Source organism: Streptomyces alanosinicus, from assembly GCF_014650595.1.
GTDB lineage: Bacteria > Actinomycetota > Actinomycetes > Streptomycetales > Streptomycetaceae > Streptomyces > Streptomyces alanosinicus.
In genome coordinates this window covers 205,060-230,212 of sequence record NZ_BMVG01000002.1, presented here as the reverse complement: position 1 = coordinate 230,212, position 25,153 = coordinate 205,060, and the positions used below count along the sequence as shown (strand labels likewise).

The following is a 25,153-nucleotide window of genomic DNA, read 5'->3' as shown; positions in this document are numbered from 1 at the left end:
GTACGGTCATGTGCGCTCCCTGAGCTGCCGGCGCAGGATCTTGCCGGAGACGGCGCGCGGGACGGAGTCGATGAAGGTGACCCGGCGGACGCGTTTGTAGGGGGCGACGCGTTCGGCGACGTGGAGGAGGATCTCGTTCTCGCCGAGGTCCCCGGCGTCGGCGCGGCGGACGACGAAGGCGTGCGGGACTTCGTTGCCGTCGTCGTTGTAGCTGCCGATGACGGCGGCGTCGGCGATGCCCGGGTGCGTCAGCAGCAGGGCCTCCAGTTCGGCGGGGGCCACCTGGAAGCCCTTGTACTTGATGAGTTCCTTCACCCGGTCCACGACGAACAGCCAGCCGCCCTCGTCGACGTGCCCGATGTCCCCCGTGTGCAGCCAGCCGTCGGTGTCGATCATGGCGGAGGTGGCGTCGGGGCGGCCCAGGTAGCCCTTCATCACCTGGGGGCCGCGGATCAGGATCTCGCCGGCCTCGCCGGTGCCGAGGTCCTTGCCGGGGTCGTCCAGCGACACGATCCGCATCTCGGTGCCGGCGATGAGCCTGCCGACGGTGCCGGCGGGGGCGTCGTGCAGCCGGTCCACGGGGACGACGTGCGTGCCCGGGGACAGTTCCGTCATGCCGTAGGCCTGGCCGATCGGGGGCAGGCCGAGCCGGGCGGAGCAGGCGCGGGCCAGCTCGGCGTCCAGCGGGGCGGCGGCGCTGATGACGTACCGCAGCGAGGAGAGGTCGTAGCGGGTGACCGCCGGGTGCTTGGCGAGGGCGAGGACGATCGGCGGGGCGACGTACAGGCCGGTGATGCGGTGGTTCTCGATGGCGGCGAGGAAGGTCTCCAGGTCGAAGCGGGGCAGTACGACGACCGTGGCGCCCTTGCGCAGGGGCGCGTTCATCAGGGCGGTCAGGCCGTAGATATGGAAGAACGGCAGGACGGCCAGGATGCGCTCGCCGGGTGCCAGGGTGACGGCGGGCTCCAGCTGGGCGAGGTTGGTGGCGATCTGCCGGTGGGTGAGCATCACGCCCTTGGGGACGCCGGTGGTGCCGGAGGAGTACGGCAGTGCGGCGATGTCCTCGGCCGGGTCGAACGCGAGCCGTGGCTCGGGGGCGGTGGTGGCGAGCATGTCGATCAGCGACCGGTGCCCGCCGGCGCTGTCGCAGACGAATATCTCCTCCACCCCGCCCGCGATTTCGGCGGCCCTGCGGGCCGTCTGCAGCAGGGGCGAGACGGTGACGATCCAGCGGGCGGCGCTGTCGCCGAGCTGTTTGGCGAACTCCTCCGGTGTGGCGAGCGGATGCACCGTGGTGACGGAGGCACCCGCGCGCGTGGCCGCGTAGAAGGCGGTCGGGAAGGCGATGGTGTTGGGGCTGTGCAGGGCGAGGACGTCGCCCTTGCGGACGCCCGCGTCGGCGAGACCGGCGGCGACCCGCCGGTGGAACCGGTCCACCTGCTCGTACGTGAGCGTGGTGCCGTCCGTGCCGTCGATGAGGGCGGGCCGGTCGCCGAACTCGGCTGCATGGCCCAGAACGGCGTCGTGGATGGGGAGTTCTACGGGCGGGACGTCTGCGTACGCGCTGCGGAACACGGTTCCTCCAAGCGGCTGCCGGTGCCGGACGGGCCCTGGGGCCGGACAGTCCCTAGTACGACTTGGGCAGGCCCAGGGTCTGGTGGGAGACGTAGTTGAGAATCATCTCCCGGCTCACCGGAGCAATACGAGCCACACGTGCGGCCGTTATCAACGAGGCGAGACCGAACTCGCGGGTGAGGCCGTTGCCGCCGAGGGTGTGCACGGCCTGGTCGACGGCCTTCACACAGGCCTCGCCGGCCGCGTACTTGGCCATGTTGGCGGCCTCGCCCGCGCCGAGGTCGTCCCCGGCGTCGTAGAGGTGGGCCGCCTTCTGCATCATCAGCCGGGCCAGCTCCAGGTCGATGTGGGCCTGGGCGAGGGGGTGCGCGATGGCCTGGTGGGCGCCGATGGGGGTCTTCCAGACGGTGCGGTCCCGGGCGTACGCGATCGCCTTGGAGAGCGCGTAGCGCCCCATGCCGATCGCGAAGGCGGCGGTCATGATGCGCTCGGGGTTCAGCCCGGCGAACAGCTGGAGCAGACCCGCGTCCTCTCCCCCACTGCCGAAAGCGTGGGAGGTGCCCCCACCCACAAGCGCATCGGCGGGCAGCCGTACGTCGTCCAGGACCAGCTCGAACTGCTTCTCCGCGGCGTTGAGCTCCATGTCGATCGGCCGCTTGTCGAAGCCCTCGGCGTCCGTCGGGACGATGAAGAGACAGGGCTTGAGGCGTCCGGTGCGGGCGTCCTCGGTGCGGCCGACGATCAGGACGGCGTCGGCGATGTCGACACCGGAGATGAAGACCTTGCGGCCGGTGAGCAGCCAGTCGGTGCCGTCGCGGCGGGCGGTGGTGGTGATGCGGTGGGAGTTCGAGCCCGCGTCGGGTTCGGTGATGCCGAAGGCCATGAGGCGGGTGCCGTCGGCGATGCCGGGGAGCCAAGTCTGCTTCTGGGTCTCGGTACCGAAGCGGGAGATCACCGTGCCGCAGATGGCGGGCGAGACCACGAGCATCAGCAGGGGTGAACCCGCTGCGCCCAACTCCTCCAGGACTATGGAGAGTTCGGTGATGCCCCCGCCTCCGCCCCCGTACTCCTCCGGGAGGTTGACGCCGAGGTAGCCGAGTTTGCCGGCCTCGGACCAGAGTTCGGCGGGGGGCTTTCCCGCGGCCACGGTCTGGACGAGATAGTCGCGGCCGAAGCGTTTGCCGAGGGCGGCGACCGCGGATCGCAGGGCCTTGTGTTCGTCGGATTCGATGTGGGTGGTCATGGGGCTCCTTCGGGCTGCGGGTGATCCGTGGCTGGGCGCGCAGTTCCCCGCGCCTAGCTTTCCTGCACCACCGCCAGCAACATGCCCGGCTCCACCTGCTGGCCGGTTCTGGCGTGCAGGGCCGTCAGCGTTCCGGTGACCGGTGCCGAGATCTGGTGCTGCATTTTCATCGCCTCCAGCCAAATGAGTCCTTGACCGGCGTGAACCGTTGCCCCTTCCGTCAGGCCCTCGGCGATGCGGACCACCGTGCCCGGCATCGGGGCCAGCAGGGAACCGGGGGCGAGCTGGGCGGTCGGGTCGGGGAAGCGGGGCAGGGCGGTGAGGCGGGTGGAGTCGACGTGGATCTCGTCGCCGTAGCGTGTGACCGAGAACGTGCGCTGCACGCCGTCCACTTCGAGGACGACCGCGCGCGCGTCCGCGTGCACGACCCGCACCCCGTCGGCCGCGAGGCCCTCGCGCGTGTGCCGGTATCGGACCTCGTGCTCATGCCCCGCCAGCCGGTACCGCTTGACCTGCGGCTGCGAGGGCAGATTGCGCCAGCCGCCGAAGCGGGAGCGGCCGTGGGCGTCGGCGAGGGCGGCGGCCAGGAGGGTGAGGGGGTCGGGAGCCGACTCGGTGAGCTGGCCGAGGTGGCGGTCGTAGAAGCCGGTGTCCATGCGGCCGTCCGTGAACTCCTCGTGGCGCAGTGAGCGCACGAGCAGGTCCCGGTTGGTGGCCGGGCCGTGCAGGTCCGCCCTCTCCAGGGCGCCCGCGAGGGTGCGGATCGCCTCCGCGCGGGTGGGCGCGTGGGCGACGACCTTGGCGAGCATCGGGTCGTAGTGGACGCCGATGGTGTCGCCGTCGGTGTAGCCGGTGTCGAGGCGGACGCCGGACGGTACGGCGAGGTGGTGCACGGTGCCGGTCTGCGGGGCCCAGTCGCGGGCGGGGTCCTCGGCGTACAGGCGGGCCTCGATCGCGTGGCCACGCGCGCGTGGCGGTTCTTCCGGCAGGGCGTGGCCCTCGGCGATGCGGAGCTGTTCGGCGACCAGGTCGAGGCCGAACAGCTCCTCCGTGACGGGGTGTTCGACCTGGAGGCGGGTGTTCATCTCCAGGAAGTGCGCGCGGCCGTCGGCGACCAGGCACTCGACGGTGCCGGCGCCCACATAGCCGACGGCGCACACGGCCTGCACGGCCAGCGCGTACAGACTCTCCGTGAGCCCCTCGGAGAGGCCGGGCGCCGGGGCCTCCTCGATGACCTTCTGGTGGCGGCGCTGGAGGGAGCAGTCGCGGGTGCCGAGCGTCCAGATCGTGCCGTGGGTGTCGGCGAGGACCTGCACCTCGACATGGCGGCCGTGCTCCAGGTACGGCTCCACGAAGACCTCGCCGTCGCCGAAGGCGCTCAGCGCCTCGGCCCGCGCGGCCCGCAGCGCGGCGCCCAGCTCCTCCAGACGGCGCACGATCCGCATCCCGCGCCCTCCGCCGCCCGCGGCCGCCTTCACCAGCACCGGCAGATCGGCCTCGGTGACCTTGTACTCCGCGAGGGGCACGAGGCCCATCAGGTCCTTCGCGCGGGTCTTGGACGCCATTGTCTCGATGGCCTCCGGGGACGGGCCGATCCAGGTCAGGCCGGCGTCGAGGACCGCGCGGGCGAAGTCGGGGTTCTCGGAGAGGAAGCCGTAGCCGGGGTGCACGGCGTCCGCGCCGGCGGCCAGGGCCGCCTTCACGATCAGATCACCGCGCAGATACGTATCGGCGGGCGCCGCGCCCGGCAGCCGTACCGCCGTGTCGGCCACGCGCGCGTGGAGCGCGTTCTGGTCGGCGTCCGAGTACACCGCGACCGTCCGGATGCCCAGCTCACGGCAGGTGCGGACGATCCGGCAGGCGATCTCGCCGCGGTTGGCGACCAACAGAGTCTGGATCATGGACCTCACTGGACCTCACATCCGGAAGACGCCGAAGCCACCGCGCGCGCCTTCGTAGGGCGCGGTGTGGATCGCGGACAGGCACAGGCCGAGGACGGTGCGGGTGTCGCGCGGGTCGATGACACCGTCGTCGTACAGCCGCCCGGACAGGAACATCGGCAGCGACTCGGACTCGATCTGCTGCTCCACCATGGCACGCAGGGCCGCGTCCGCGTCCTCGTCGTACGGCTGCCCCTTCGCCACGGCCGACTGGCGGGCGACGATCGACAGCACGCCGGCGAGCTGCTGCGGGCCCATGACGGCCGACTTGGCGCTGGGCCAGGCGAACAGGAAGCGCGGGTCGTAGGCACGCCCGCACATGCCGTAGTGGCCGGCGCCGTACGACGCGCCCATGAGCACCGACAGATGCGGGACGCGGCTGTTGCTGACCGCGTTGATCATCATCGAGCCGTGCTTGATGATCCCGCCCTGCTCGTACTCCTTGCCGACCATGTAGCCGGTGGTGTTGTGCAGGAAGAGCAGCGGGATGTCGCGCTGGTTGGCGAGCTGGATGAACTGGGCGGCCTTCTGCGACTCGGCGCTGAACAGGACGCCCTGGGCGTTGGCCAGGATGCCGACCGGGTAGCCGTGCAGGGCGGCCCAGCCGGTGACCAGGCTGGTCCCGTACAGCGGCTTGAACTCGTCGAAGTCGGAGGCGTCCACGATCCGGGCGATGACCTCGCGCGGGTCGAAGGGGACCTTGAGATCGCCGGGGACGATCCCGAGGAGTTCCTCCGGGTCGAACTTGGGCGGGGCCGCCGGGCCCGGATCGTCGTACGCCTTGCGGTGGCCCAGGCGGGCGACCACCCGGCGCGCCTGGCGCAGCGCGTCCTGCTCGTCCACGGCGAAGTAGTCGGCGAGGCCCGACACGCGCGCGTGCATCTCGGCGCCGCCCAGGGACTCGTCGTCGCTCTCCTCGCCGGTCGCCATCTTCACCAGCGGCGGCCCGCCGAGGAAGACCTTCGCGCGCTCCTTGACCATGATCACGTGGTCGGACATGCCGGGGATGTAGGCGCCGCCGGCGGTGGAGTTGCCGAAGACGACCGCGACGGTCGGGATGCCGGCGGCGGACAGCCGGGTGAGGTCGCGGAAGACGGCGCCGCCCGGGATGAAGATCTCCTTCTGGGAGGGCAGGTCGGCGCCGCCGGACTCCACCAGGGAGATGCAGGGCAGGCGGTTGGCGAGGGCGATGTCGTTGGCGCGCAGGGCCTTCTTCAGCGACCAGGGGTTGCTGGCGCCGCCGCGCACGGTCGGGTCGTTGGCGGTGATCAGGCACTCCACGCCCTCGACCACCCCGATGCCGGTGACGAGCGAGGCGCCGACGGTGTAATCACTGCCCCACGCGGCCAGCGGGGACAGCTCCAGGAAGGGCGTGTCCGGGTCGAGGAGCAGCTCGATCCGCTCGCGGGCGAGCAGCTTGCCGCGCTCGCGGTGCCGTCGGACGTACTTCTCGCCGCCGCCCGCGAGCGCCTTGGCGTGCTCGGTGTCGAGTTCGGCGAGCCTCGCGAGCATGGCCTCGCGGCGCGCCCGGTGGTCGGCGCCGCCCGGGTCCAGGGCGGAGGTCAGGGTGGTCACAGCAGGGCCTCCGGGATGTCCAGGTGGCGGGAGCGCAGCCATTCGCCGAGGGCCTTGGCCTGCGGGTCGAAGCGGGCCTGCGCGGCGACGCCCGCGCCGAGGATGCCCTCGACTACGAGGTTGACCGCGCGGAGGCCCGGCAGCAGGTGCCGGGTGACGGGCAGGTCCCGGCTTTCGGGGATCAGCTGCCGGAACCTTTCGGCGGTCAACTCGTGGGCGAGCCACCGCCAGGCGTCCTCGGTACGGGCCCAGACGCCGACGTTGGCGTTGCCGCCCTTGTCCCCGCTGCGGGCCCCGGCGACCAGCCCGAGGGGCGCCCGCCGGGTCGGCCCGGCCGGCAGCGGCTCGGGGAGAGCCGGTTCCGGTACGGCTTCCAGGGGCCGGGTGTCCTGGGGCGGCGCCACAGGGATACGGCGTCCGTCGTGGAGGACGGCCCTATGGTCTACGGCGCCATGGGGGACGTACACATCCTCGAAGACCCCATAGGGGGCGCCCTTTCCAGGTGGGGACAGCACATGGAAGCCCGGGTAGCTGGCCAGCGCCAGTTCCACGGCGGCCCCGCTCAGCGCCCGCCCGACGACCCGTTCGTCCGCGTCCCGTACGACGAGCCGCAGCAGGGCGCTCGCGGTCTCCTCGGTGTCGGCGTCGGCCCGGTCGGTGCGGACCAGCTCCCAACGCACCTCGGCGGGCGGCGCCTTGGCGAGCACGTCGGTCAGCTGGTGGCGCACGAGGTCGGCCTTGGCCTCGATGTCGAGTCCGGTGAGGACGAAGACGACCTCGTTGCGGAAGCCGCCGAGCCGGTTGCGGCCCACCTTCAGGGTCGGCGGCGGCGCCTCGCCCCGCACCCCCTCGATGCGCACCCGGTCCGGCCCGTCCTGGCTCAGCCGTACGGTGTCCAGCCGGGCGGTGACATCGGGTCCGGCATAGCGGCCGCCGCCGGTCTCGTACAGCAGCTGCGCGGTGACCGTGCCGGCATCGACCAGGCCGCCGGTGCCGGGGTGCTTGGTGATGACGCTGCTGCCGTCGGCGTGGATCTCGGCGAGCGGGAAACCGGGCCTGCGTACGTCCCCCTCCCGGAAGAACGCGTAGTTCCCGCCGGTGGCCTGCGTCCCGCACTCCAGCACATGTCCGGCGACGACGGCGCCCGCGAGCCGGTCGTACTCCCTGGGCTGCCAGCCGAAGTGGGCGGCGGCGGGCCCGGTGACGAGGGCCGCGTCGGTCACCCGCCCGGTGACCACGATGTCCGCACCGGCCCGCAGACATGCGGCGATGCCGAAGCCGCCGAGGTAGGCGTGGGCGGCGAGGGCCCCGGGGTGGGAGGCGGTGAGGTCGTCGCCCTCGACATGTGCGACATCGGCCGGGATGCCGAGCCGCTCGGCCAGCTTCCGCACCGCGGCGGCCAGTCCGGCCGGATGGAGGCCTCCCGCATTGGTGACGATCTTCACGCCCCGCTCGTGGGCGAGGCCGAGGCAGTCCTCCAGCTGGCGCAGGAAGGTGCGGGCGTATCCCGCGGAGGGGTCCTTCAGCCGGTCGCGGGCGAGGATCAGCATGGTGAGTTCGGCGAGGTAGTCACCGGTGAGGACGTCGAGTTCCCCGCCGGTGAGCATTTCGCGCAGGGCGTCCGCGCGGTCGCCGTAGAAGCCGGAGAAGTTGCCGATGCGCAGGGCTTTCACCGCTCGGTTCCCTTCGGTGGACGGCCGGTGCCGGGCGGGCCCGCGAAGGCCTGTGCGATGTCCAGCCAGCGGTCGGCTTCGGGGCCGACGGCGGTCAGGGCGAGGTCGGCGCGGTGGGCGCGCTGGGTGACGAGGAGGCAGAAGTCGAGGGCGGGGCCGGTGACGCGCTGCGGGGCGTCTTCGGGGCCGTACGCCCACACCTCGCCCGTGGGTGAGGTGAGTTCCACCCGGAACTCGTCGGCGGGCGGGGTGATCCCGTGGACGGTGTGGGCGAAGTCCCGGGTGCGGACCCCGAGCCGGGCCACATGCCCCAGCCGGTCGGTGGGTGCGCGGACCACACCCAGTGCGTCGGCGATGTCCAGGCTGTGGGCCCAGGTCTCCATGAGTCGGGCGGTGGCCATGGAGGCGGCGGACATGGGCGGGCCGTACCAGGGGAACCGGGCGCCGGGCGGCGCGGCACGCAGCGCCCGGTCGAGGGCCTCGCGTCCGGCGCGCCAGGTCCGCAGCAGCTCGGCGGGGGCGAGCCGGGCGCCGTCCTGCGCGCCCTCGTCCACGAACGAGTCCGGGGCGGCGAGCGCCTTCTCGACCAGCGCCCGGAAGGCGTCCGCGTCGGTGACGGCGAGCAGCGCCGAGCGGTCGGTCCAGGCGAGGTGCGCGATCTGGTGGGCGACGGTCCAGCGGGGCGCGGGGGTGGGCAGTGCCCACTGCTCGGGGCTCAACTCGGTCACGAGCAGGTCGAGTTCCTCGCTCTCGGCACGCAGGTCGTCGATGACGGGCGTCGGGTCGGCCATGGGGGGAGCATGGCAGCGAGCCCAGAAACAATCAAGCGTGCTTGCATGAATTTGGTCGACACCGAGCGAGGGCGCCCTCTCCCGCACTCGGCCGCCAGATCGCCCGGGCCCCGATGGAGCGGGTGAGGGCCGTCAGGCCTCCGGCGTCGGGGCCAGCTTGGCCCTGCCGCGGCCCACCTGGGTGCGGACCGCGCCGATGGTCGCCGCGATGACCAGGGCGATCGCGGCCGCCTCGGTGGCGGACAGGGACTGGCCGAGGACGAGGAAGCCGGCCGTCGCCGCGATCGCCGGTTCCAGGCTCATCAGGATCGCGAACGTGGAGGCGGGCAGGCGGCGCAGGGCGAGGAGTTCGAGGGTGTAGGGCAGGACCGAGGAGAGCAGGGCCACCGCTGATCCGAGGGCGACCGTCGTGGGATCCAGCAGGCGGGTGCCCGCCGAGGCCACGCCGATGGGAAGGAAGAGCAGGGCCGCGACCGCCATGGCCAGCGCGAGGCCGTCCGCCTGCGGAAAGCGGCGGCCCGTACGGGCGCTGAAGAGTATGTAGATCGCCCACATGGCGCCGGCCCCCAGGGCGAATGCGACACCTATGGGGTCGAGATCGCTGAAGCCCCCACCGCCCAGCAGGAAGACGCCGAGCAGGGCCAGTCCCGCCCACACCGCGTTGACCGCACGGCGGGAGGCCAGCACCGACAGGGCCAGGGGGCCGAGGACCTCCAGGGTGACCGCGGGGCCCAGCGGGATGCGGGCGACCGCCTCGTAGAAGAGGCCGTTCATCGCGCCCATCGCGATACCGAAGGCGATCACCGTGCCCCAGTCGGCGCGCGAGTGGCCGCGCAGCCGGGGGCGGCAGACCAGGAGGAGGACCAGGGCCGCGGCGAGGAGGCGGAGGGCGACGACGCCCGGCGCACCGGCCCGGGGTATCAGGGTCACCGCGAGCGCGCCGCCGAACTGGACCGAGATGCCGCCGGCCAGCACCAGGCCCACGGGGCCGAGCGAGCCGAGGCGCCCCGGTGCTCCGGCGGGTGTGGCCGGGGTGGCCGGGGTGGCCGGGGTCGAAGTCGTGGCGCTGGAGGCGCTTGGAGCGTTTGGGGTGCTGGGGGCGGCGGTCACGGGCAGTCCTGGGCTTGATCGAGTACGTCCATCGCGATGTACTACCAAGTCCAGGGTAATGGACTTCGACAGGAGCGTGAACCCTTTTAGGGACTGTCCCGGATGATGGGATCCGAGGAGGGATCCCCGACCGTCACATGCCTGGCCAGGCCCCCTGCGCGTCCCGGAACAGGGGGCGCCCGTCGGGAAGGTACGACGGCATCTCGGCGGACGGCTCATAGGGCGAGCCGTAGGCCTCATAGGTCGAGCGGTACTGCTGGTGAGGTGGCTGGGGCGGCGCCTCCTCCCACAGCGGCATGCGCAGCTCGCCGGTGTCCATCACCGCGTTGTTCTGCGAGCGGTGCAGCCGTGCGTACGCGCCGCCCCGGGCGAGGAGTTCGTCGTGGCGGCCGGTCTCCACGATCCGACCCCGGTCCACGACGAGGACGCGATCGGCGTCCGGGGCGAGGTTGAGGTCATGGGTGATCATGATCGTCGTACGGCCGGCCATCAGGCGGCGCAGAGGCTTGACCACGCGGCGGGCGGCCATCGCGTCCAGGCCGGTCGTCGGCTCGTCCAGCACCAGGACCGGGGCGTCGCGCAGGATGGCGCGGGCGATGGCCAGGCGCTGGAGCTGGCCGCCGGAGAGCCGGGCCGAGTTGGGGTCCACCCTGGTGTCGTAGCCGTCGGGCAGGCGGACGATGAAGTCATGGGCGTCGGCCGCCCGCGCCGCCTCCTCGATCGCCTGGTCGCTGGCGCCGGGCCGGCCGCAGGCGATGTTGGCGCGGACCGTGTCGTGCAGGACCAGGGTCTCCTGCGGCAGGAGCGTCACATAAGCGCGCAGACGGGCCAGCGGGAAGTCGCGCAGGGGCACACCGTCCAGCAAGACGTCCCCGGAGTCCGGGTCGTAGAAGCGCAGCAGGAGCTTGGACACGGTGGACTTGCCGGCGCCGCTCGGGCCGGTGACGATCACCAGCTCGCCGGGACTGACCGTGAAGGAGAGGTCTTCGAGGGCGGTCCGCTCGGCGCCCGGGTAACGGAAGGTGACCCCGCGGACCTCGATGGTCCCGTCCGGGCGGCCGGTTTCCGTGGCCCTGCGGGGGTCGGTGACCGAGGGTCGGACGTCGAGGATCTCGATGAGCCGCTCGGCGCCGGCCGTGGCCGCGGTGACGGTCAGGCCCAGCTGGGCGAGGCCGCGCACCGGCGGATAGAGGTAGCCGAGGAAGGCGGCGAAGGCGAGGAGCCGGCCGAGGGTCATCCGGCCGGTGGAGATCTCCCAGGCGCCGATGCCGATGACGGCGAGCACGCACACCGTCTCGATGACCTGGACGAGCTGCTCGTACGCCTCGTTCAGCCGGGTGGAGCGGACCGAGGCGCGGAACCAGGCGGAGGCCTCCTCTCGCAGCCGGCGGCGCTCGGCGTCCCGGCGGTCGTAGGCCTGGGTGAGCACGATGTTCCCGAGGGACTCCTCCACCACGGAGGTGATCGCGCCGTCGACGACCCGGCCCTCGCGGGAGACGTCCTTGATGGAGCCGGAGAAACGGCGGGCGGCCAGCCAGAACAGGGGCGCGAGGACGAAGGTGGCGGCGGCCAGGTCCCAGCGCAGCCAGAACGCGGCGACCGCGTAGAAGAGGGCGGAGAAGGCCGCCGAGGCGGCGCCGACCAGGCCGGACACGACCATCGTCTCGATCGCCTCGACGTCGCCGGTCAGCCGGGAGAGCAGATCGCCCTGGCGGTGGCGCTGGAAGAAGTGCGGGGGCAGCTGCTGGACATGGTCGAAGACATGCTCGCGCAGCCGCATCACGAACCGCTCGGTCACCCAGGCGGCGAGGGAGTTGCCGGCGTACGCGACGATCGCGCCGGCGATCGCGATGGCCAGCCACTGGCCCGCCGGGCTCCAGAACGCCGTGAGCGAGCCCTTCTGCAGGGCGTGGTCGGTGAGTTCACTGAACAGCAGGATGGCCTCGGTCTCGGCGAGCGCGGCGAGCACCGTGCATATCCAGACGACGAGCAGCCATTTTCTGATCCCCTTGGCCAGCGGCCAGAAACGACGGAATGCGGTGCGGGCGGGAATGGTGGGCGTTTCATGCTCGGACTCATCCGCCTCGATGCTCTCTTCACCCATTGAATTCCTCTTCCAGTGAAAAGCAAAAGGGGCCGACGGTGCACCATCGGCCCCTTTCCGTTCAGCCTCGGATCACTGGTCCCGACCGGGGAACAGCTTGGGCAGCGGCGGCTTCGGCGCGTGCTTCTTCGGCTTCGGCGGCGGGGGGAGCTGCTTGTTGGGCTTGGGGGGCAGCGGGGCAAGCTTCTTGAAGCTCATTTCCGACTCCTATTGGTTCGAAGTTCTTGTTTTCGAGAATTCCGCGTCCGGCTCCCGACATCAAAAAACCTACACGCCACCAGAGAGCCCGAAAGGCAAAATCGGCAAAGGGGCGCTGTGAATACCTTGGTGGTTCCTGAGAGACTCACTCGAAGCCTCTGCGAACCTGAGAGTTCCCTTATAAACCTGAGCGTTGCCCTATGAACCGGCCTTCGGCCCCCAGGCCGCGAGCACCTCGGTGTCCGTCGCCCGCGCGTGCAGGAAGTAGTCGGCCCAGTCGGCGATGTCCGGGTAGGCGCATTCCGCGGTGAGCCGGGCGACGGCCGCCGGTATGTCGTACGGCGTCACGCGCAGGTCGGTGCCGGGGCCGAGGAGGCACCAGTGGGCGCCGGGGCGGCCGTAGGGCATGCCGACGCTGCCGGGGTTGACCACCAGACGGCCGTGCGCGAGGCGGACGTAGGGCATGTGGGTGTGGCCGCAGACGACCGTGCCGATGCCGGGGTCGAGGCCGGTGAAGACCTCCGCCCACCGGTCGGGGCGGGAGTCCACGAGCACCAGTTCCTCGTCGTCGCGCGGGGTGGCGTGGCAGAACAGGACCGTGCCGAGGCCGCGGACGCGCAGGGTGAGCGTGCGGGGCAGGCCGGCGAGGAAGTCGACCTGGTCCTCGCGGAGTTGCCGGGCCGCGTAAGGGCCGATGGGGTCGGGGATGTCCGTGCGCGCACCGCGCCGGTACTCCACCAGCTCACGGTCGGCGTTCCCGCCGACCCACAGCACCCTCTCGCCCTCCTCGCGCAAGCGGTCCAGCACCTCCGCGGGCTGCGGGCCCGCCGTGATGTCGCCGGTGAGGACGATCCGGTCGGCGGCGGCCACCTCGGGCTCCGCGAGGACCGTCTCCAGGGCGGGCAGTACCCCGTGGATGTCCGACAGGACCGCCAAGCGGGCGTGTTCCTCCGTCACTTCACCACCTGTGGTCTCCTTGTCCGGCGCCTGCGCCGGTGCCCTTGCCGGACCTGCGAGACGCCGCGGGCCGTTGCGGACACGGCCGCGGGCGTCAGAGGCGCCCGACGCCCACAGCCGCGTTCGCCGACCTTCATCGGCCTTCGTCGACCCTCGCCGACGTACTCAGTTCGAGTGCCCCTGGCTGTCGCGGGCACGGGCCCACGTCAGCATGACGAGACCCGCGGTGACGTACATGACGACACTGGCGGTGGCCACGGATTCCACGTACGGCTCGTAACCGTCCGCGCGGAGTTGGAACGTGAGGAACGCGAGAGCCGTGCCGAGCGCCGCGATCGCGGCGGACAAGGATCCGAACGGTACTTTCTTCATGGGCAGTTCCTCCGAGCTGCGAGACGACTGGTCAATCCCGAGTCTACGTATGCTCTGCAAACAGTTATTCGCATTCCGGAACACCTCTCAGCTCCTCAACTCCCCTTCTCCTCCTGCAACGCCTGAGCCAGCACCTCCGCCAGATGCAGTCCGCGCACCCCGGCCAGCTGTTCCAGCTGGGTACGGCAGGAGAAACCGTCGGCGAGGACCACCGTCTCCTCGGACGCCGCGCGGACCGACGGCAGGAGCTGTTCCTCCGCACAGGCCCGCGACACCTCGAAGTGGCCTTTCTCGAAGCCGAAGTTGCCCGCGAGTCCGCAGCAGCCGCCGCTCAGCTCGCCGGTGAGGCCCGCGGCCTCGCGCAGCCGGCGGTCGGCGCTGTCGCCGAGCACCGCGTGCTGATGGCAGTGGGTCTGGCCGGCGACCGGTCGGTGCACGGCGGGCGGTGTCCAGTGCGGGGCGTGCCGCTGCAGGGCCTCGGCGAAGGTGAGGACGGCCGAGGCGAGCCGGGCCGCGCGCGGGTCGTCGTGCAACAGCTCGGGCAGATCGGTGCGCAGGGCGGCCGCACAGCTCGGTTCCAGGACGACGACGGGGACCTCGGCCCGCAGCACCGGCTCCATCAGATCCAGTGTGCGGCGCAATACCGCGCGGGCGTGGTCGAGTTGGCCGGTGGAGAGATAGGTCAGGCCGCAGCAGACGCGGGCTCGGCGGGCGGTGAGCAGCGCGGCGGCCGACCTGCTCCGGCCACCGCCGATCCCTTCCCCGCGCACCAGCAGCGTCGGCGGCAGGGCCACGCGCAGCCCGGCGGCCTCCAGCACCCGGACGGCGGCCCGGCCGACGGACGGGGACAGATGCTCGGTAAAGGTGTCCGGCCAGAGCACCACCAGCCGCCCGGCCCCCGGACCGACCGAGCCGGCATCGACCGACCCCGGGCCGGTGTCGACCGACCCCTCGCCGGTGTCGACCGACCCCTCGCCGGTGTCGACCGCCCCAGAGCCGGCATCGGCCGACCCCGAGCCACCGGACCCCTCCCCCGCACCGGCCCCCGGGCCGCTCGCCCCCGAATCGCCCTCCCCCAGCCTCCCGTTGTCCCGCGTGGGTCGCCTCGTGCGCCACCAGTCGGTGAAGGTCTGTGTGGCCAGTCGGGGGATCGCTCGTTCGGGTGCGATCCCGGCCAGGCGTTTGCCGGCGCGCGCCAGCGGGGGGACCGCGGCGAGGGCGTTGAGCAGCGGGGCCGTACGGGTGACGGCGGCCCAGCGCAGCCACTGCGGCAGCCGGCCCATGCTGAGGTGCGCGGCGGGACGGCGCCGGCCGGCGTAGTGATGATGCAGGAACTCCGCCTTGTAGGTGGCCATGTCGACGCCGACCGGGCAGTCGGAGCGGCAGCCCTTGCAGGACAGGCACAGATCGAGGGCGTCGCGGACCTCGGTCGAACGCCAGCCGTCGGTGACCAGTTCACCGGCCAGCATCTCGTGCAGCAACCGGGCCCGGCCGCGCGTGGAGTGCTCCTCCTCGCCGGTCGCGCGGAAGGAGGGGCACATCACGGCGGGGCCGGCCGCCGTGGTCGTACGGCACTTGGCGACGCCGACGCAGCGGCGCACGGCCGCGCGGAAGTCGCCGTCGTCCGCCGGGTAGCCGAAGGCCACATCGACCGGTTCGCGGGGCAGCGGCGAGAAGCGGAGGTTCTCGTCCAGCCGGGCCGGGCGCACCAGCATCCCCGGATTCAGCAGGTCGTCCGGGTCCCAGACCGCCTTGGCCCGCTCGAACAGCCGCACCGTCCGTGCGCCGTACATGCGCGGCAGCAGCTCCGCGCGGGCCTGTCCGTCGCCGTGCTCCCCGGACAGTGAGCCGCCGTGGGCGACGACCAGGTCGGCCAGTTCCTCGGAGAAGCGGCGGAAACGGGCGATGCCGGCCTCGGTGAGCAGGTCGAAGTCGATGCGGACGTGGATACAGCCGTCGCCGAAGTGGCCGTACGGCGTGCCGCGCAGACCGTGGGCCGACAGCAGCGCGCGGAAGTCCCGCAGATAGGCGCCGAGCCGGGCGGGCGGCACGGCGCAGTCCTCCCAGCCGGGCCAGGCCTCGGAGCCGTCGGGCATACGGGTCGCCGTGCCGCTCGCGTCCTCCCGGATGCGCCACAGGGTCCGCTGCGCGGCCGGGTCCGTCACGACCAGGGAACCGACCGCGTCGGCACCCCGGACGATCTCCTGCGCTCGCGCGCGTGCCTCGGCCGCCGACCCGCCGCCGGTCTCCACGAACAGCCAGGCGCCGCCCTCGGGCAGTCCGGCCGGCGAGCGCACCAGGTCGGCCGCCATGCCCTCCACCGTCAGCGGACCGTAGGGCAGCAGTCCGGCGGCGGCCTCGGCGGCGGCGCTCTCGTCGGCGTACCCCAGCACGGCCAGGACGCGCGCGGGTGGAGCCTCGACGAGCCGGACGACCGCCTCGGTGAGGATGCCGAGGGTGCCCTCGGAGCCGCAGAAGGAGCGGGCGACGTCGGCGCCCTTCTCGGGCAGCAGCGCGTCCAGGGCGTAGCCGGAGATACGGCGGGGCAGGTCCGGGAAGCCCGTGCGCAGCCGGGCCAGGTCGCCCTCCACCAGCTCGCGCAGCCCCTCGGGAGCGCCCGCCCAGCCCGGTCCGAGCCGCAGCCGCTGCCCGCGCGCGGTGAGGACGGTCAGCTCCCGCACGCTGTCCGCGGTGGTCCCCCAGGCCACCGAGTGCGAGCCGCAGGAGTTGTTGCCGATCATTCCGCCGAGGGTGCAGCGGCTGTGTGTGGAGGGGTCCGGGCCGAAGCGCAGGCCGTGCGGGGCGGCGGCCTCCTGGAGCCGGTCGAGGACCAGGCCGGGCTGCACGATCGCCGTCCGCGTGCCCGGATCCAGCTCCAGCAGGCCGTTCATGTGCCGGGTGAAGTCCAGCACCACGCCGGTACCGGTCGCCTGTCCGGCGATCGACGTGCCCCCGCCGCGCGCCACCACGGGCACGCCGCGCGCCCGGCACACCTGGAGCACGGCGGCCACGTCGTCGGCGTCTCTCGGGGCGACGACGCCCACGGGGACACGCCGGTAGTTGGACGCGTCCATGGTGACCAGCGCCCGGGAGGTGATGTCGAAACCGACGTCACCCCGGACGGCCTTGCGCAGCTCCGCTTCCAGACCCGTCTGATCCGTCATGCGTCCAGGATGCATCCGATCACGCACAGTCACCGAAACTTTTCCACAGCCCCGCACATATCGTCGTACTAATCCATAGGTCCACGGCTCGGCGATCTTGTCTCATCGGACGGACACGGTTCCGCCCGGTTTCGCCCAGCGGATACCCTCCGACTCGTGGCCGACATCCAGATTCCCGCTGACATCAAGCCCGCCGACGGACGATTCGGCGCGGGCCCCTCCAAGGTGCGCACCGAGGCGCTGGACGCCCTCGCCGCCACCGGTACGTCCCTGCTCGGGACCTCCCACCGCCAGGCGCCCGTCAAGAACCTGGTCGGCGAGGTGCGCGAGGGCATCTCCGAGCTGTTCTCGCTGCCCGAGGGCTACGAGGTCGTCCTCGGCAACGGCGGCTCCACCGCCTTCTGGGACATCGCCACCCACGGCCTGATCGAGAACAAGTCCCAGCACCTCAACTTCGGTGAGTTCTCCTCCAAGTTCGCCAAGGCCGCCAAGCTCGCCCCGTGGCTGGCCGAGCCCACCGTCATCGCCAGCGACCCCGGCACCCACCCCGAGGCCCGGGCCGAGGCGGGCGTCGACGTCTACGCCTTCACCCACAACGAGACCTCCACCGGCGTCGCCATGCCCATCAAGCGGGTCGCCGGTGCCGACGAGGGCGCGCTCGTCCTGGTCGACGCCACGTCCGGCGCGGGCGGCCTCCCGGTCGACATCGCCGAGACCGACGTCTACTACTTCGCACCGCAGAAGTCCTTCGCCTCCGACGGCGGCCTGTGGATCGGTGTCTTCTCGCCGGCCGCGATCGAGCGCGCGGAGCGCATCCACGCCTCCGGCCGCCACGTCCCGGAGTTCTTCTCGCTCCCCACGGCGATCGACAACTCCCGCAAGAACCAGACGTACAACACCCCGGCCCTCGCCACGCTCTTCCTCCTCAACGAGCAGCTGAAGTGGCTCAACGGCCAGGGTGGTCTCGCCTTCTCCACGGCCCGCACGAAGGACTCCTCGACCCGCCTGTACACCTGGGCGGAGGAGTCGAAGTACGCCACCCCGTTCGTCACCGACCCGGCCAAGCGCTCCCAGGTCATCGGCACGATCGACTTCGCCGACGAGATCGACGCGGCCGCCGTCGCCAAGGTGCTGCGCGCCAACGGCATCGTCGACACCGAGCCCTACCGCAAGCTCGGCCGCAACCAGCTGCGCATCGCCATGTTCCCGGCGATCGCCCCGTCGGACGTCGAGGCCCTGACGAAGTGCGTCGACTATGTGATCGAGAAGCTCTGACCTCTCGGCACGTACGACGGTGAAGGGCGCCCGGCGGTGTACGTTGCGCCGGGCGCCCTTCACGTTGCGGAGTCCGGCCGCCTTACTGTCCGGCGAACAACTCGTCGGCACTCGTCACGGTCATGGAGCGGTCGAACCAGGTCCCCAGCAATTCCAGGTCGCCGCAGGCCATAACCCGCTCCCGGACGGAGCCGGAGACCTCGATGCTCCGCACTTCAAGAGCCCGAAGGATGGCCTCGGCCTTACCCTCGGCCTTGCCCTTCGCCTCGCCGTCAGCGTGGACCTTGCGCCACGCCTCCTCCATCACGGTGCCGTTGCCGGGGAATTCCGGGGTGTACAAGGTCATCAGTTTCCTCCAGTAATCCCGGGCCGGGCCCTCACCCAGACCCACCTCGATGATTTCCGCCCACTCCGGGTGGGGCCCCACCACCGGCGCCGCCTCATCCAGTATCGCAAGCAGCCCCGGATCCTTGGCATGCACGAGCACGGAGAACACCGTGGCGGGGATGTCCCTCACCTCTTCCTCCAGGTCAGTGATCACGGGCACGGTCTTCGGTCCCAGCACCAGCGGGAAAACCTGCATGCTGGTGTGGAAACGGCTGCCGATGCGGATGGGCTCCGCGGCCCACGACGCCGTCGTCTTGTCCTGGCACACCACCAACAGGACCGGCGGCAGGCGGTACTTGGCGTAGATGTACGCCAAGTAGTAGGTCCAGCTGTTGTGCTTGTCCGGGTCCGGCCTGCCCTGCGACTCGACGGCGAGCAGAAAGCCACCCTCGTCGTCGGCCGTCCGGACCCGGAAGAGGCTGTCCACTCGCCGTTCCAACGGCCTGATCTCGGTGAGATCGGTGTTCAGGAGCTCGATCGAGCTGTACTCGGGGAACGACATGCCCGCGCGCGGCAGAAAGTGGGCGAACAGATCCGGTTCCTTGCGGAAGACCTGATGCATGGTGTCATGCGGTGAACTGACCATATAGCAGAAAGTAGTCATGAGAACGCGTTCCGTGCGTCTGCATGGCGACAAGGTCGACCGAATGAGTGAATATGCCTTTGGGATATTCCAGGGAGCAACTGGAAAGGGCGCCCGACGGAGTACTACCGCCGGGCGCCCTTCGTTGTCCGTACGTGCGATGCCTACGCGAACTGCCGGAGGAACGCCTGCCAGCTGTCGCGGGAGACGGTGAGGAGGGGGCCGTTCTGCTGCTTGCTGTCGCGGACGGCTCGGCCGTTGTCGGTGGCGTCGGCGACCTCTACGCAGTCTCCGTGCTGACCTGAGTACGACGACTTCCAGAAGGGGCCCTCAGCCTCGGTCACCATCAGTCTTCCTAGATGCTCCGCAGTATGTCCCGGATTCGCTTCGCACTCGCGTCCGGTGCCAATGCTGCCGATCGTAGTACGTCGAACATGTTGCCGTAAGCCGCCAGATCCTCCGGTGCTTCGAGGACCGACGTACCCCGGAGGTTCTCGATGGCCACGGCCTCGACGGTCGGTTCGGAGTCGAAGCTGAAGGAGGAGAAGCCAGCGGTCGTGACGGCCAACGCTCCCGCGCTGAACGGGAGGACCTGCACGGTGACGTTCTTGCGTTTCGCGACGTCAAGGATGGAGGCCAACTGCGCCCTGTGGATGTCGACGCTCACCAAGGGCTGTGTCACCACCGACTCCCAGAGGATGGCGGTGTACGCCGTCCCGCCTGCCTCGATCTTCGTCTGCCGGCTCTCCCTCACGGTCACCAACTGGTTGACCGCTTCAGGTGCGATGCAGTCGGGCCCTTCCATGATGACCGCACGCGCGTAGGCCGGAGTTTGCAGCAGTCCAGGTACCAGCGTGGGCTGCCACTGGCGGATGTACGTTGCGTCATCCTCCAACGCGATGTGATCGACGTAGTCCGGCCGCAGGTGTGCGGAATGCTCCAGCCACCAGCCCCGCTTCTTCGAGTGCTTGGCCAACTCCTCCAACTTGATACGCACTTCCAGGTCCGTGACGCCGTACGCATCAAGCAGCAGCCGTACCTCGATGACACGCGGGGTGGCGTGTCCGCTCTCAACGCGGCTGATCCTGGCCTGGCTTGACGCGATGACCTCGGCAGCCTGCGGCTGGTCGAGCTTGGCGGCCTGCCGGTACTGCCTGAGTGCCGTACCCAAACGCCTGCTGCGCACCGTCGGCCGTCCACCTGCGGGCATGGGACCTCCCCTCTCCGTCGGCAACGATGCCATGCCGACACCAACCCTGGTAGCGCATCACACGATCGAGTGACACCCATGCATGTATTCATTGATTGGGATTGTCGAGGTGCTGAATCCACCTCTAGCTTCGTGCCCATGACCGCAACCCAGACCTTCCGCATCCCCAAGCGCAGACGACACGTGCCGGCCGCCCGTCAGCGCATCCGCAAGGCCCTTGCGGACTGGGGGATCACGGGCGAACTCGCCGACGCCGTGACCCTGTCCGCGAACGAACTCGTCACCAACGCCGTGGCCCACTGCCGGACCTCCTGCGCCGAGGTCGAGGTCGCGCTCACCCTCGATGGACCGGAACTGTTGCTGGAGGTCACGGACCCGGACCGGGACCGGATTCCCCGGCCCCACGACTCCGACCCCGACGAGGAGTGCGGGCGCGGGCTCGCGATCGTCGCGGGGTTGGCCGAGGCGTGGGGGCATCGGGAGAAGACGTACGCGAAGTGCGTGTGGGCCCGGTTCACGGTCGCGGAGAGGCTGGAGGGGACTCATGTTCCGGCGGGCTTATGACGCGCTCGCCCACCTGCTCGGCCGCCCGCGCTCCGGCGTCCCCGCCGCCGACCCCATGGACTTCGCCCGAGAGGTCAGGGCACCGGACCCGTACGTCTGGCGGCTACCGAACCCGCACGACGCCCGCTGGCGCCGCTGGGCCAGGTGCAACCGCGCGGCCGGTTTCCGGCTGCCGATTCCGCGTGATGAGGAGTGCTGGCGCATCGCCACGCATCCTGGCGCACCCCCCTGGGAAGCCACTGACGACGTGGTGCGACCGTACGTAGTCAAGCGCTGACAGGGCAAGCGGCGTTCGGGTCAGCCCAACGCATCGATGGCCTTCGTCATCAGGACGCGTGCCTCACCGCCGTACACGGCCAACCTGGTCAGCCTTGCGAACGCGCGCAGGTAGATGTCCAGCTCTCCAGGTGCTGTGACGGCCACCTTCGCGGCGAGCAGTTCCACATGCACGCGAACGTCGTCGAAGACGGTGAACTGCTCAAGCGGCCACATGACCGCCTCCCTGGCAGCTCCGGCAGGGATGATACCCAGTGAGATCGACGGCAGGGTCATGGAGGCGAGAAGACTTCCAAGCTGACTTGCCATCACATCATCATCGCCAATTCGATGGTGGAGGACGTTCTCCTCGATGAGCGTCGCGAAGCGATGGTCACCCTCGTGCACCACGCGGGAGCGGCGCAGGCGGGCTTCCACCGCTTCGGTCACATCGTCGGGAGTGCCACGGAAGCTGGCGATGGTGCTCATGAGGGCAGTCGCGTACCCCGGGGTCTGCAGATATCCAGGAATCACGTGGGAGGCGTACACGCGGAACAGACGGGTGCGTTCGTACAGCGGTGTAGACGCCTCTTGGAGACGTTTCATACCAGTGCGCTGAAGCCGTCTCCATTGCACGTACATGGAGTCGGCCTGTCGGTTTGCCGCGACCAGATCCGCCGCCTGGTCCCCTGCTCCGCAGGCCGTGCACCATGCCTCGATGTCCTTGTCCGACGGAGCCGTGTGCGCGTTCTCGATACGGGAGGACTTGGCCACGGACCAATGACACCGCCGCGCCAGTTCCTTACCGGTGATGCCCGCGTCCAGACGCAGCTCCCGCAGGCGGCCTGCGAGAGCTGCGCGTGCATCCTGCACACCGGGCGTGGGAAAGGGCGGCATTCCGGCTTACTTGATCTCGTATTCGTCGTGCTCGATGGCGCGCTGCCAAATCAACTCAAACGCGGCAGAACAGGCCTGCACCGCTCCCTCATCGCCACACAGTTCCTTGCCCACCCACTCACCGTCGCCGGAGAAGTGATGCACGCGCATCAGTCGCCCGTCGAAGATCCAGAAGTCGTTGGCTGGCAGCAGAAGATCAACTGCGAGAGGGCGTGGCAGCCACCGGACGACTTCCCCCGCCTCCAGGTTGGCCCGCGTCTGCTGGTGTTCCCAGCGGATGTAGTCACTCACCGGCTCGGAAACGACGCGAGCGCGACGCACGGACACTCCTCGTGCCACGGCGTCCGCGATGTCCTGATGGAAGGGACGCCACCAGGAGGCGCGGTCGGTCCAGTCCACGCGAAGTCCTCGCCGCCACGCCTCGAAGCGCGGGTTGCTGAAGTAGGTGTCGCGTGTCTCCAGGTGGACAGCCGACCGCTCGGTGCCGGCGAGGAGTTCACCGAACTCCGGGATCGAGCTCATCGCATGCCTTCCTGATGATCGGGATCATTCGCCTCGGGATCCTGATGACGGTCTCGCCAGGTGGGATCGGTGCCCTGGCCGGAGACAGAGCGTCGCAGATACTGCTGGTCTCTGCGTCTGCTTCATAGCTCTGGATCAGGAGATCGGCGGTTTCCGCGTCCACCCAGACTGTCGGGCACCCGTCCTCGTCCGTGTCCGGGTCGATTCCAACGAACCGAATGTCCATGGTGGTTGTCCTCCAGCGCCAGTCGGTTGCATGGATTTACACCACGGTCATGCCCGAGGACTCGCACAGTCAAGAGCGCAAATCAGCTACGACGTCGAGGGATCAAGTCACCCGTAATTCGGTGCAACTTCGTGGCACATGAGTGTTGGCGGTTCATACGGTCCTTCTGGCGACTACCTCATCCGTCGCCGCACTCGCTCCAGCCGAGCGGGAGGACATCGAAAGAAGAGGAGTGCACGATGCCCGAGAACGTCATCATGCAGCCCACCGAGGACGGCCTGATCATCTCCCGGAAGTCCATCGCCGCCGCCCGCTCTCGCGCAGAGCAGCCCTCCGACGGCGGCTCGACCGGTGTTTCCGACACCAACGACTGAGCGGAGCCGACAGAAGTGACCGCCTTCTCGAAGGTGGTCGAACGCCTCGGTGGGGACTTCCTCACCGGGGCTTTCGGCCGCACTTACCGCATCTGGCGCGGCGTCGCCGGCGCCTCCTCCGTCCTGACGTGGGGCGACCTCAACACCGTCATCGGCCGGGGACGCCTTGAACCACCTCGCCTGCGTCTTCACCGCGACGGGGAACTCATCCCCTGGCAGAGTTACGCCAGCGCTGTCACCACGCGCAGGAACGTGGTGTGGCAGCGCGTCCAGCCCTCGCGGCTGCACGGCCAACTTCAGGACGGTGCCTCACTGGTCCTGGACGCCGTGGATGAACTCCACCAGCCGGCCGAACGCTTGGCGCACGCTCTCGAAGAGGTGTTCCGCGCCCGTGTCCAGATCAACGCATACGCCTCGTGGACGGCGACGGAGGGCTTCGGTACCCACTGGGACGATCACGACGTCATCGTGATCCAACTCGAAGGAGCCAAGCGGTGGCGTCTGTACGGGCCGACCCGGATCAACCCGCTCCACCGTGACGCCGAAGCCCCGGAGCCTCCGGCAGCCGAGCCCGTGGAAGAGACCGTTCTGCGCACCGGCGACATGCTGTATCTGCCCCGGGGCTGGTGGCACGCGGTAGCGGCCACCGAGGGCCGGTCCCTGCACCTGACCTGCGGGCTCCAGACCACGACCGGCGCGGACCTGCTGGGCTGGCTCTCGGACCGGCTGCGAACCTCGGAAACCGTACGCGCGCACCTGCCCGTCTTCGCCCCACCGCAGGAACAGGCGGCCTACCTCGAACTCCTCCGCAAGGAAGTCACCGACGCCCTCCACGACGACATGATCGGGGACTTCCTCACCGCACGGGACGGCATCGAGCCTGGCCGCCCCATGCCGTCGCTGCCGTTCCTCGACGCCGTACCGGCGCAGGATGACCTGCGTGTCCGGCTCACCACCGCCCGAGCCCGGCTCGCCGCCGACGATCAGGGCCGGGTCGTGCTCCTCGCCGGGGGCGAAGAGTGGACGTTCGCCGCGCCCGTTCGCGCTGTGCTGTCCCCGCTCCTCGGCGGCTGCTCAACGCCCCTGGGGCACCTGGCGGAAGCAAGCGGCCTCGCGGTCGGACAGGTCGCGGGACTCGTCACGGAACTGGTCAATGCAAACGTCGCGGCGGTGAGCGAGCCGTGAGCCCTGACCTCGCGCTGGGAACGTACCGGTGCCGGGACATCCCGCAGGCGGCCGCCCAGGCGATCGCCTGCGGGACTTCCTGGATCGACACCGCTCCCAACTACCATCACGGCCACGCCCAGACCCGGCTCCAGCCAGTGCTCGCCGGGAACCCGGATCTGCGTGTGTCGACGAAGGTCGGATTCTTCACCCCCGACCTTGCGACAGCTGCCGGCGACGCTGGAGTACTCACACCGGCCGAAGCCGCTCCAGGCCACTGCCTCACCCACGGCTACGTCACTTGGCAGAGCCGCCGCAACGCCGCAGAGCTGGGACGTGCGCCGGACATCGTCTTTGTCCACAACCCCGAACGAGCCGTCCGCCCGCATGACGCCATCACCCGCGCCTTCTCCGCTCTCGAAGCCGAGGCCCGCGCCGGACGGATCGGAGGCTACGGCGTCGCCACCTGGACCGGCTTCGACGGCGCGTTCAGTGTCGCTGACCTGCTTCGCATCGCCACCCGCTGCGGAGGGCCCGGCCATCACCTGGCCGCCGTCCAGCTCCCCGTCTCGCTGGTCATGCTCAAACCGGTCGCCCAGGCCCTGGACGGCACCGGCCCTCTCGCCGAGGCAACAGCAACCGGCCTGGACACGTTCATTTCCGCGCCCTTGCACGGCGGAGAACTCCCCGCCATGGTCACTGACGACCTTGCCCGGCTCATTGCCCCAGGCCACACCCGGGCCGAGGCCGCGCTGCGTGTCACCGCGTCCACCCCAGGGGTGAAACACGTCATCCTGGGGTCCGGGCGTGCGCGACACCGGGAGGCCGCCCAGCGCGTCCTCTCTTTGCCTCCGCTCTCGGACAAGACTCTGCACGAGGTGATCGATGTTCTCGGCGCCTGACGACGCCACCGCCCAGCGCATGCGTACCGCCAGGGCTTTCGCGTGTACAACTCTCGCTCTGGCCGACCATGCTGAGAATCCCGTCTGGGGCT

Annotated in this window: 23 protein-coding genes; 6 read left to right on the top strand and 17 right to left on the bottom strand. The window is 70.4% G+C overall.

Features of this window, described 5'->3' with window-relative positions; translation table 11 throughout:
• Positions 1–6 precede the first annotated feature (6 nt).
• The 12 genes from IE277_RS07345 to IE277_RS07295 form a co-directional block, all read right to left on the bottom strand.
• On the bottom strand, positions 7–1,575 hold the full coding sequence (locus IE277_RS07345) for a 4-coumarate--CoA ligase family protein (protein WP_189949669.1): 1,569 nt from the start codon (positions 1,573–1,575) through the stop codon (positions 7–9).
• A 52-nt stretch (positions 1,576–1,627) separates the two neighbouring features.
• Positions 1,628–2,818 carry an acyl-CoA dehydrogenase family protein gene (locus tag IE277_RS07340; RefSeq protein WP_189949667.1) on the bottom strand — a complete coding sequence of 397 codons (1,191 nt, stop codon included), beginning with the start codon at positions 2,816–2,818 and terminating at the stop codon, positions 1,628–1,630.
• A gap of 53 nt (positions 2,819–2,871) precedes the next feature.
• Positions 2,872–4,719 carry an ATP-binding protein gene (locus tag IE277_RS07335; RefSeq protein ID WP_189949666.1) on the bottom strand — a complete coding sequence of 616 codons (1,848 nt, stop codon included), beginning with the start codon at positions 4,717–4,719 and terminating at the stop codon, positions 2,872–2,874.
• 15 nt (positions 4,720–4,734) lie between these two features.
• Positions 4,735–6,333, bottom strand: a complete 1,599-nt coding sequence (locus tag IE277_RS07330; protein ID WP_189949664.1) for an acyl-CoA carboxylase subunit beta — start codon at positions 6,331–6,333, stop codon at positions 4,735–4,737.
• Complete coding sequence (locus IE277_RS07325; RefSeq protein ID WP_189949662.1) at positions 6,330–8,006, bottom strand: acyclic terpene utilization AtuA family protein; 1,677 nt, start codon at positions 8,004–8,006, stop codon at positions 6,330–6,332. Before IE277_RS07325 ends, IE277_RS07330 begins: the two co-directional genes overlap by 4 nt.
• Positions 8,003–8,797, bottom strand: coding sequence for a TIGR03084 family metal-binding protein (locus IE277_RS07320; protein WP_189949661.1), 795 nt, complete (start codon positions 8,795–8,797; stop codon positions 8,003–8,005). The genes IE277_RS07325 and IE277_RS07320 overlap by 4 nt, the downstream gene beginning before the upstream one ends.
• Before the next feature lie 132 nt (positions 8,798–8,929).
• Positions 8,930–9,907, bottom strand: a complete 978-nt coding sequence (locus IE277_RS07315; RefSeq protein ID WP_189949659.1) for an EamA family transporter — start codon at positions 9,905–9,907, stop codon at positions 8,930–8,932.
• 133 nt (positions 9,908–10,040) lie between these two features.
• Complete coding sequence (locus tag IE277_RS07310) at positions 10,041–12,011, bottom strand: ABC transporter ATP-binding protein (protein ID WP_189949657.1); 1,971 nt, start codon at positions 12,009–12,011, stop codon at positions 10,041–10,043.
• A gap of 72 nt (positions 12,012–12,083) precedes the next feature.
• Positions 12,084–12,209, bottom strand: a complete 126-nt coding sequence (locus IE277_RS48750; RefSeq protein WP_268252214.1) for a hypothetical protein — start codon at positions 12,207–12,209, stop codon at positions 12,084–12,086.
• A gap of 198 nt (positions 12,210–12,407) precedes the next feature.
• Positions 12,408–13,166 (bottom strand): metallophosphoesterase family protein, encoded by a 759-nt coding sequence (locus IE277_RS07305; RefSeq protein WP_189949655.1) that lies wholly within the window; start codon positions 13,164–13,166, stop codon positions 12,408–12,410.
• 165 nt (positions 13,167–13,331) lie between these two features.
• Positions 13,332–13,538, bottom strand: coding sequence for an SCO3870 family protein (locus tag IE277_RS07300; protein WP_189949654.1), 207 nt, complete (start codon positions 13,536–13,538; stop codon positions 13,332–13,334).
• Positions 13,539–13,633: 95 nt separating this feature from the next.
• Positions 13,634–16,702, bottom strand: coding sequence for an FAD-binding and (Fe-S)-binding domain-containing protein (locus tag IE277_RS07295; protein ID WP_189949652.1), 3,069 nt, complete (start codon positions 16,700–16,702; stop codon positions 13,634–13,636).
• 156 nt (positions 16,703–16,858) lie between these two features.
• Between IE277_RS07295 and serC the strand changes: the two genes are divergently transcribed.
• The gene (serC, locus tag IE277_RS07290; RefSeq protein ID WP_189949650.1) at positions 16,859–17,977 is read left to right on the top strand and encodes a phosphoserine transaminase; all 1,119 of its coding nucleotides are present in this window, start codon (positions 16,859–16,861) and stop codon (positions 17,975–17,977) included.
• A gap of 82 nt (positions 17,978–18,059) precedes the next feature.
• Here serC and IE277_RS07285 read toward each other — a convergent pair whose 3' ends face one another.
• The 3 genes from IE277_RS07285 to IE277_RS07275 form a co-directional block, all read right to left on the bottom strand.
• On the bottom strand, positions 18,060–18,950 hold the full coding sequence (locus IE277_RS07285) for an RpnC/YadD family protein (RefSeq protein ID WP_229880921.1): 891 nt from the start codon (positions 18,948–18,950) through the stop codon (positions 18,060–18,062).
• A gap of 161 nt (positions 18,951–19,111) precedes the next feature.
• On the bottom strand, positions 19,112–19,294 hold the full coding sequence (locus IE277_RS07280) for a DUF397 domain-containing protein (protein WP_373310735.1): 183 nt from the start codon (positions 19,292–19,294) through the stop codon (positions 19,112–19,114).
• 8 nt (positions 19,295–19,302) lie between these two features.
• On the bottom strand, positions 19,303–20,157 hold the full coding sequence (locus tag IE277_RS07275; protein WP_189949648.1) for a helix-turn-helix domain-containing protein: 855 nt from the start codon (positions 20,155–20,157) through the stop codon (positions 19,303–19,305).
• A gap of 138 nt (positions 20,158–20,295) precedes the next feature.
• Here IE277_RS07275 and IE277_RS07270 point away from each other — a divergent pair, with 138 nt between their 5' ends.
• Together IE277_RS07270 and IE277_RS07265 are read left to right on the top strand one after the other, a co-directional pair.
• Complete coding sequence (locus IE277_RS07270) at positions 20,296–20,721, top strand: ATP-binding protein (RefSeq protein WP_189949646.1); 426 nt, start codon at positions 20,296–20,298, stop codon at positions 20,719–20,721.
• On the top strand, positions 20,702–20,998 hold the full coding sequence (locus IE277_RS07265) for a hypothetical protein (RefSeq protein ID WP_189949644.1): 297 nt from the start codon (positions 20,702–20,704) through the stop codon (positions 20,996–20,998). The genes IE277_RS07270 and IE277_RS07265 overlap by 20 nt, the downstream gene beginning before the upstream one ends.
• A gap of 20 nt (positions 20,999–21,018) precedes the next feature.
• Here the strand turns inward: IE277_RS07265 and IE277_RS07260 are convergent, their stop codons facing one another.
• Both IE277_RS07260 and IE277_RS07255 read right to left on the bottom strand, forming a co-directional pair.
• Positions 21,019–21,873 carry a helix-turn-helix domain-containing protein gene (locus IE277_RS07260; RefSeq protein ID WP_189949643.1) on the bottom strand — a complete coding sequence of 285 codons (855 nt, stop codon included), beginning with the start codon at positions 21,871–21,873 and terminating at the stop codon, positions 21,019–21,021.
• 6 nt (positions 21,874–21,879) lie between these two features.
• Positions 21,880–22,395: a DUF6879 family protein gene (locus IE277_RS07255; protein WP_189949641.1), complete on the bottom strand. Its 516-nt coding sequence runs from the start codon at positions 22,393–22,395 to the stop codon at positions 21,880–21,882.
• A gap of 465 nt (positions 22,396–22,860) precedes the next feature.
• On the opposite strand from IE277_RS07255, the gene IE277_RS48745 reads away from it, so the two are divergent.
• Genes IE277_RS48745 through IE277_RS07245 form a run of 3 tightly spaced genes read left to right on the top strand, consistent with a single transcriptional unit; the run spans position 22,861 to position 25,061 of the window.
• Complete coding sequence (locus IE277_RS48745) at positions 22,861–22,995, top strand: hypothetical protein (protein WP_268252211.1); 135 nt, start codon at positions 22,861–22,863, stop codon at positions 22,993–22,995.
• A gap of 15 nt (positions 22,996–23,010) precedes the next feature.
• Positions 23,011–24,180, top strand: coding sequence for a cupin domain-containing protein (locus tag IE277_RS07250; RefSeq protein WP_189949639.1), 1,170 nt, complete (start codon positions 23,011–23,013; stop codon positions 24,178–24,180).
• Entirely contained in the window at positions 24,177–25,061 is an 885-nt protein-coding gene (locus IE277_RS07245; protein ID WP_189949637.1) for an aldo/keto reductase, read from the top strand. Before IE277_RS07250 ends, IE277_RS07245 begins: the two co-directional genes overlap by 4 nt.
• Positions 25,062–25,153: the final 92 nt, after the last annotated feature.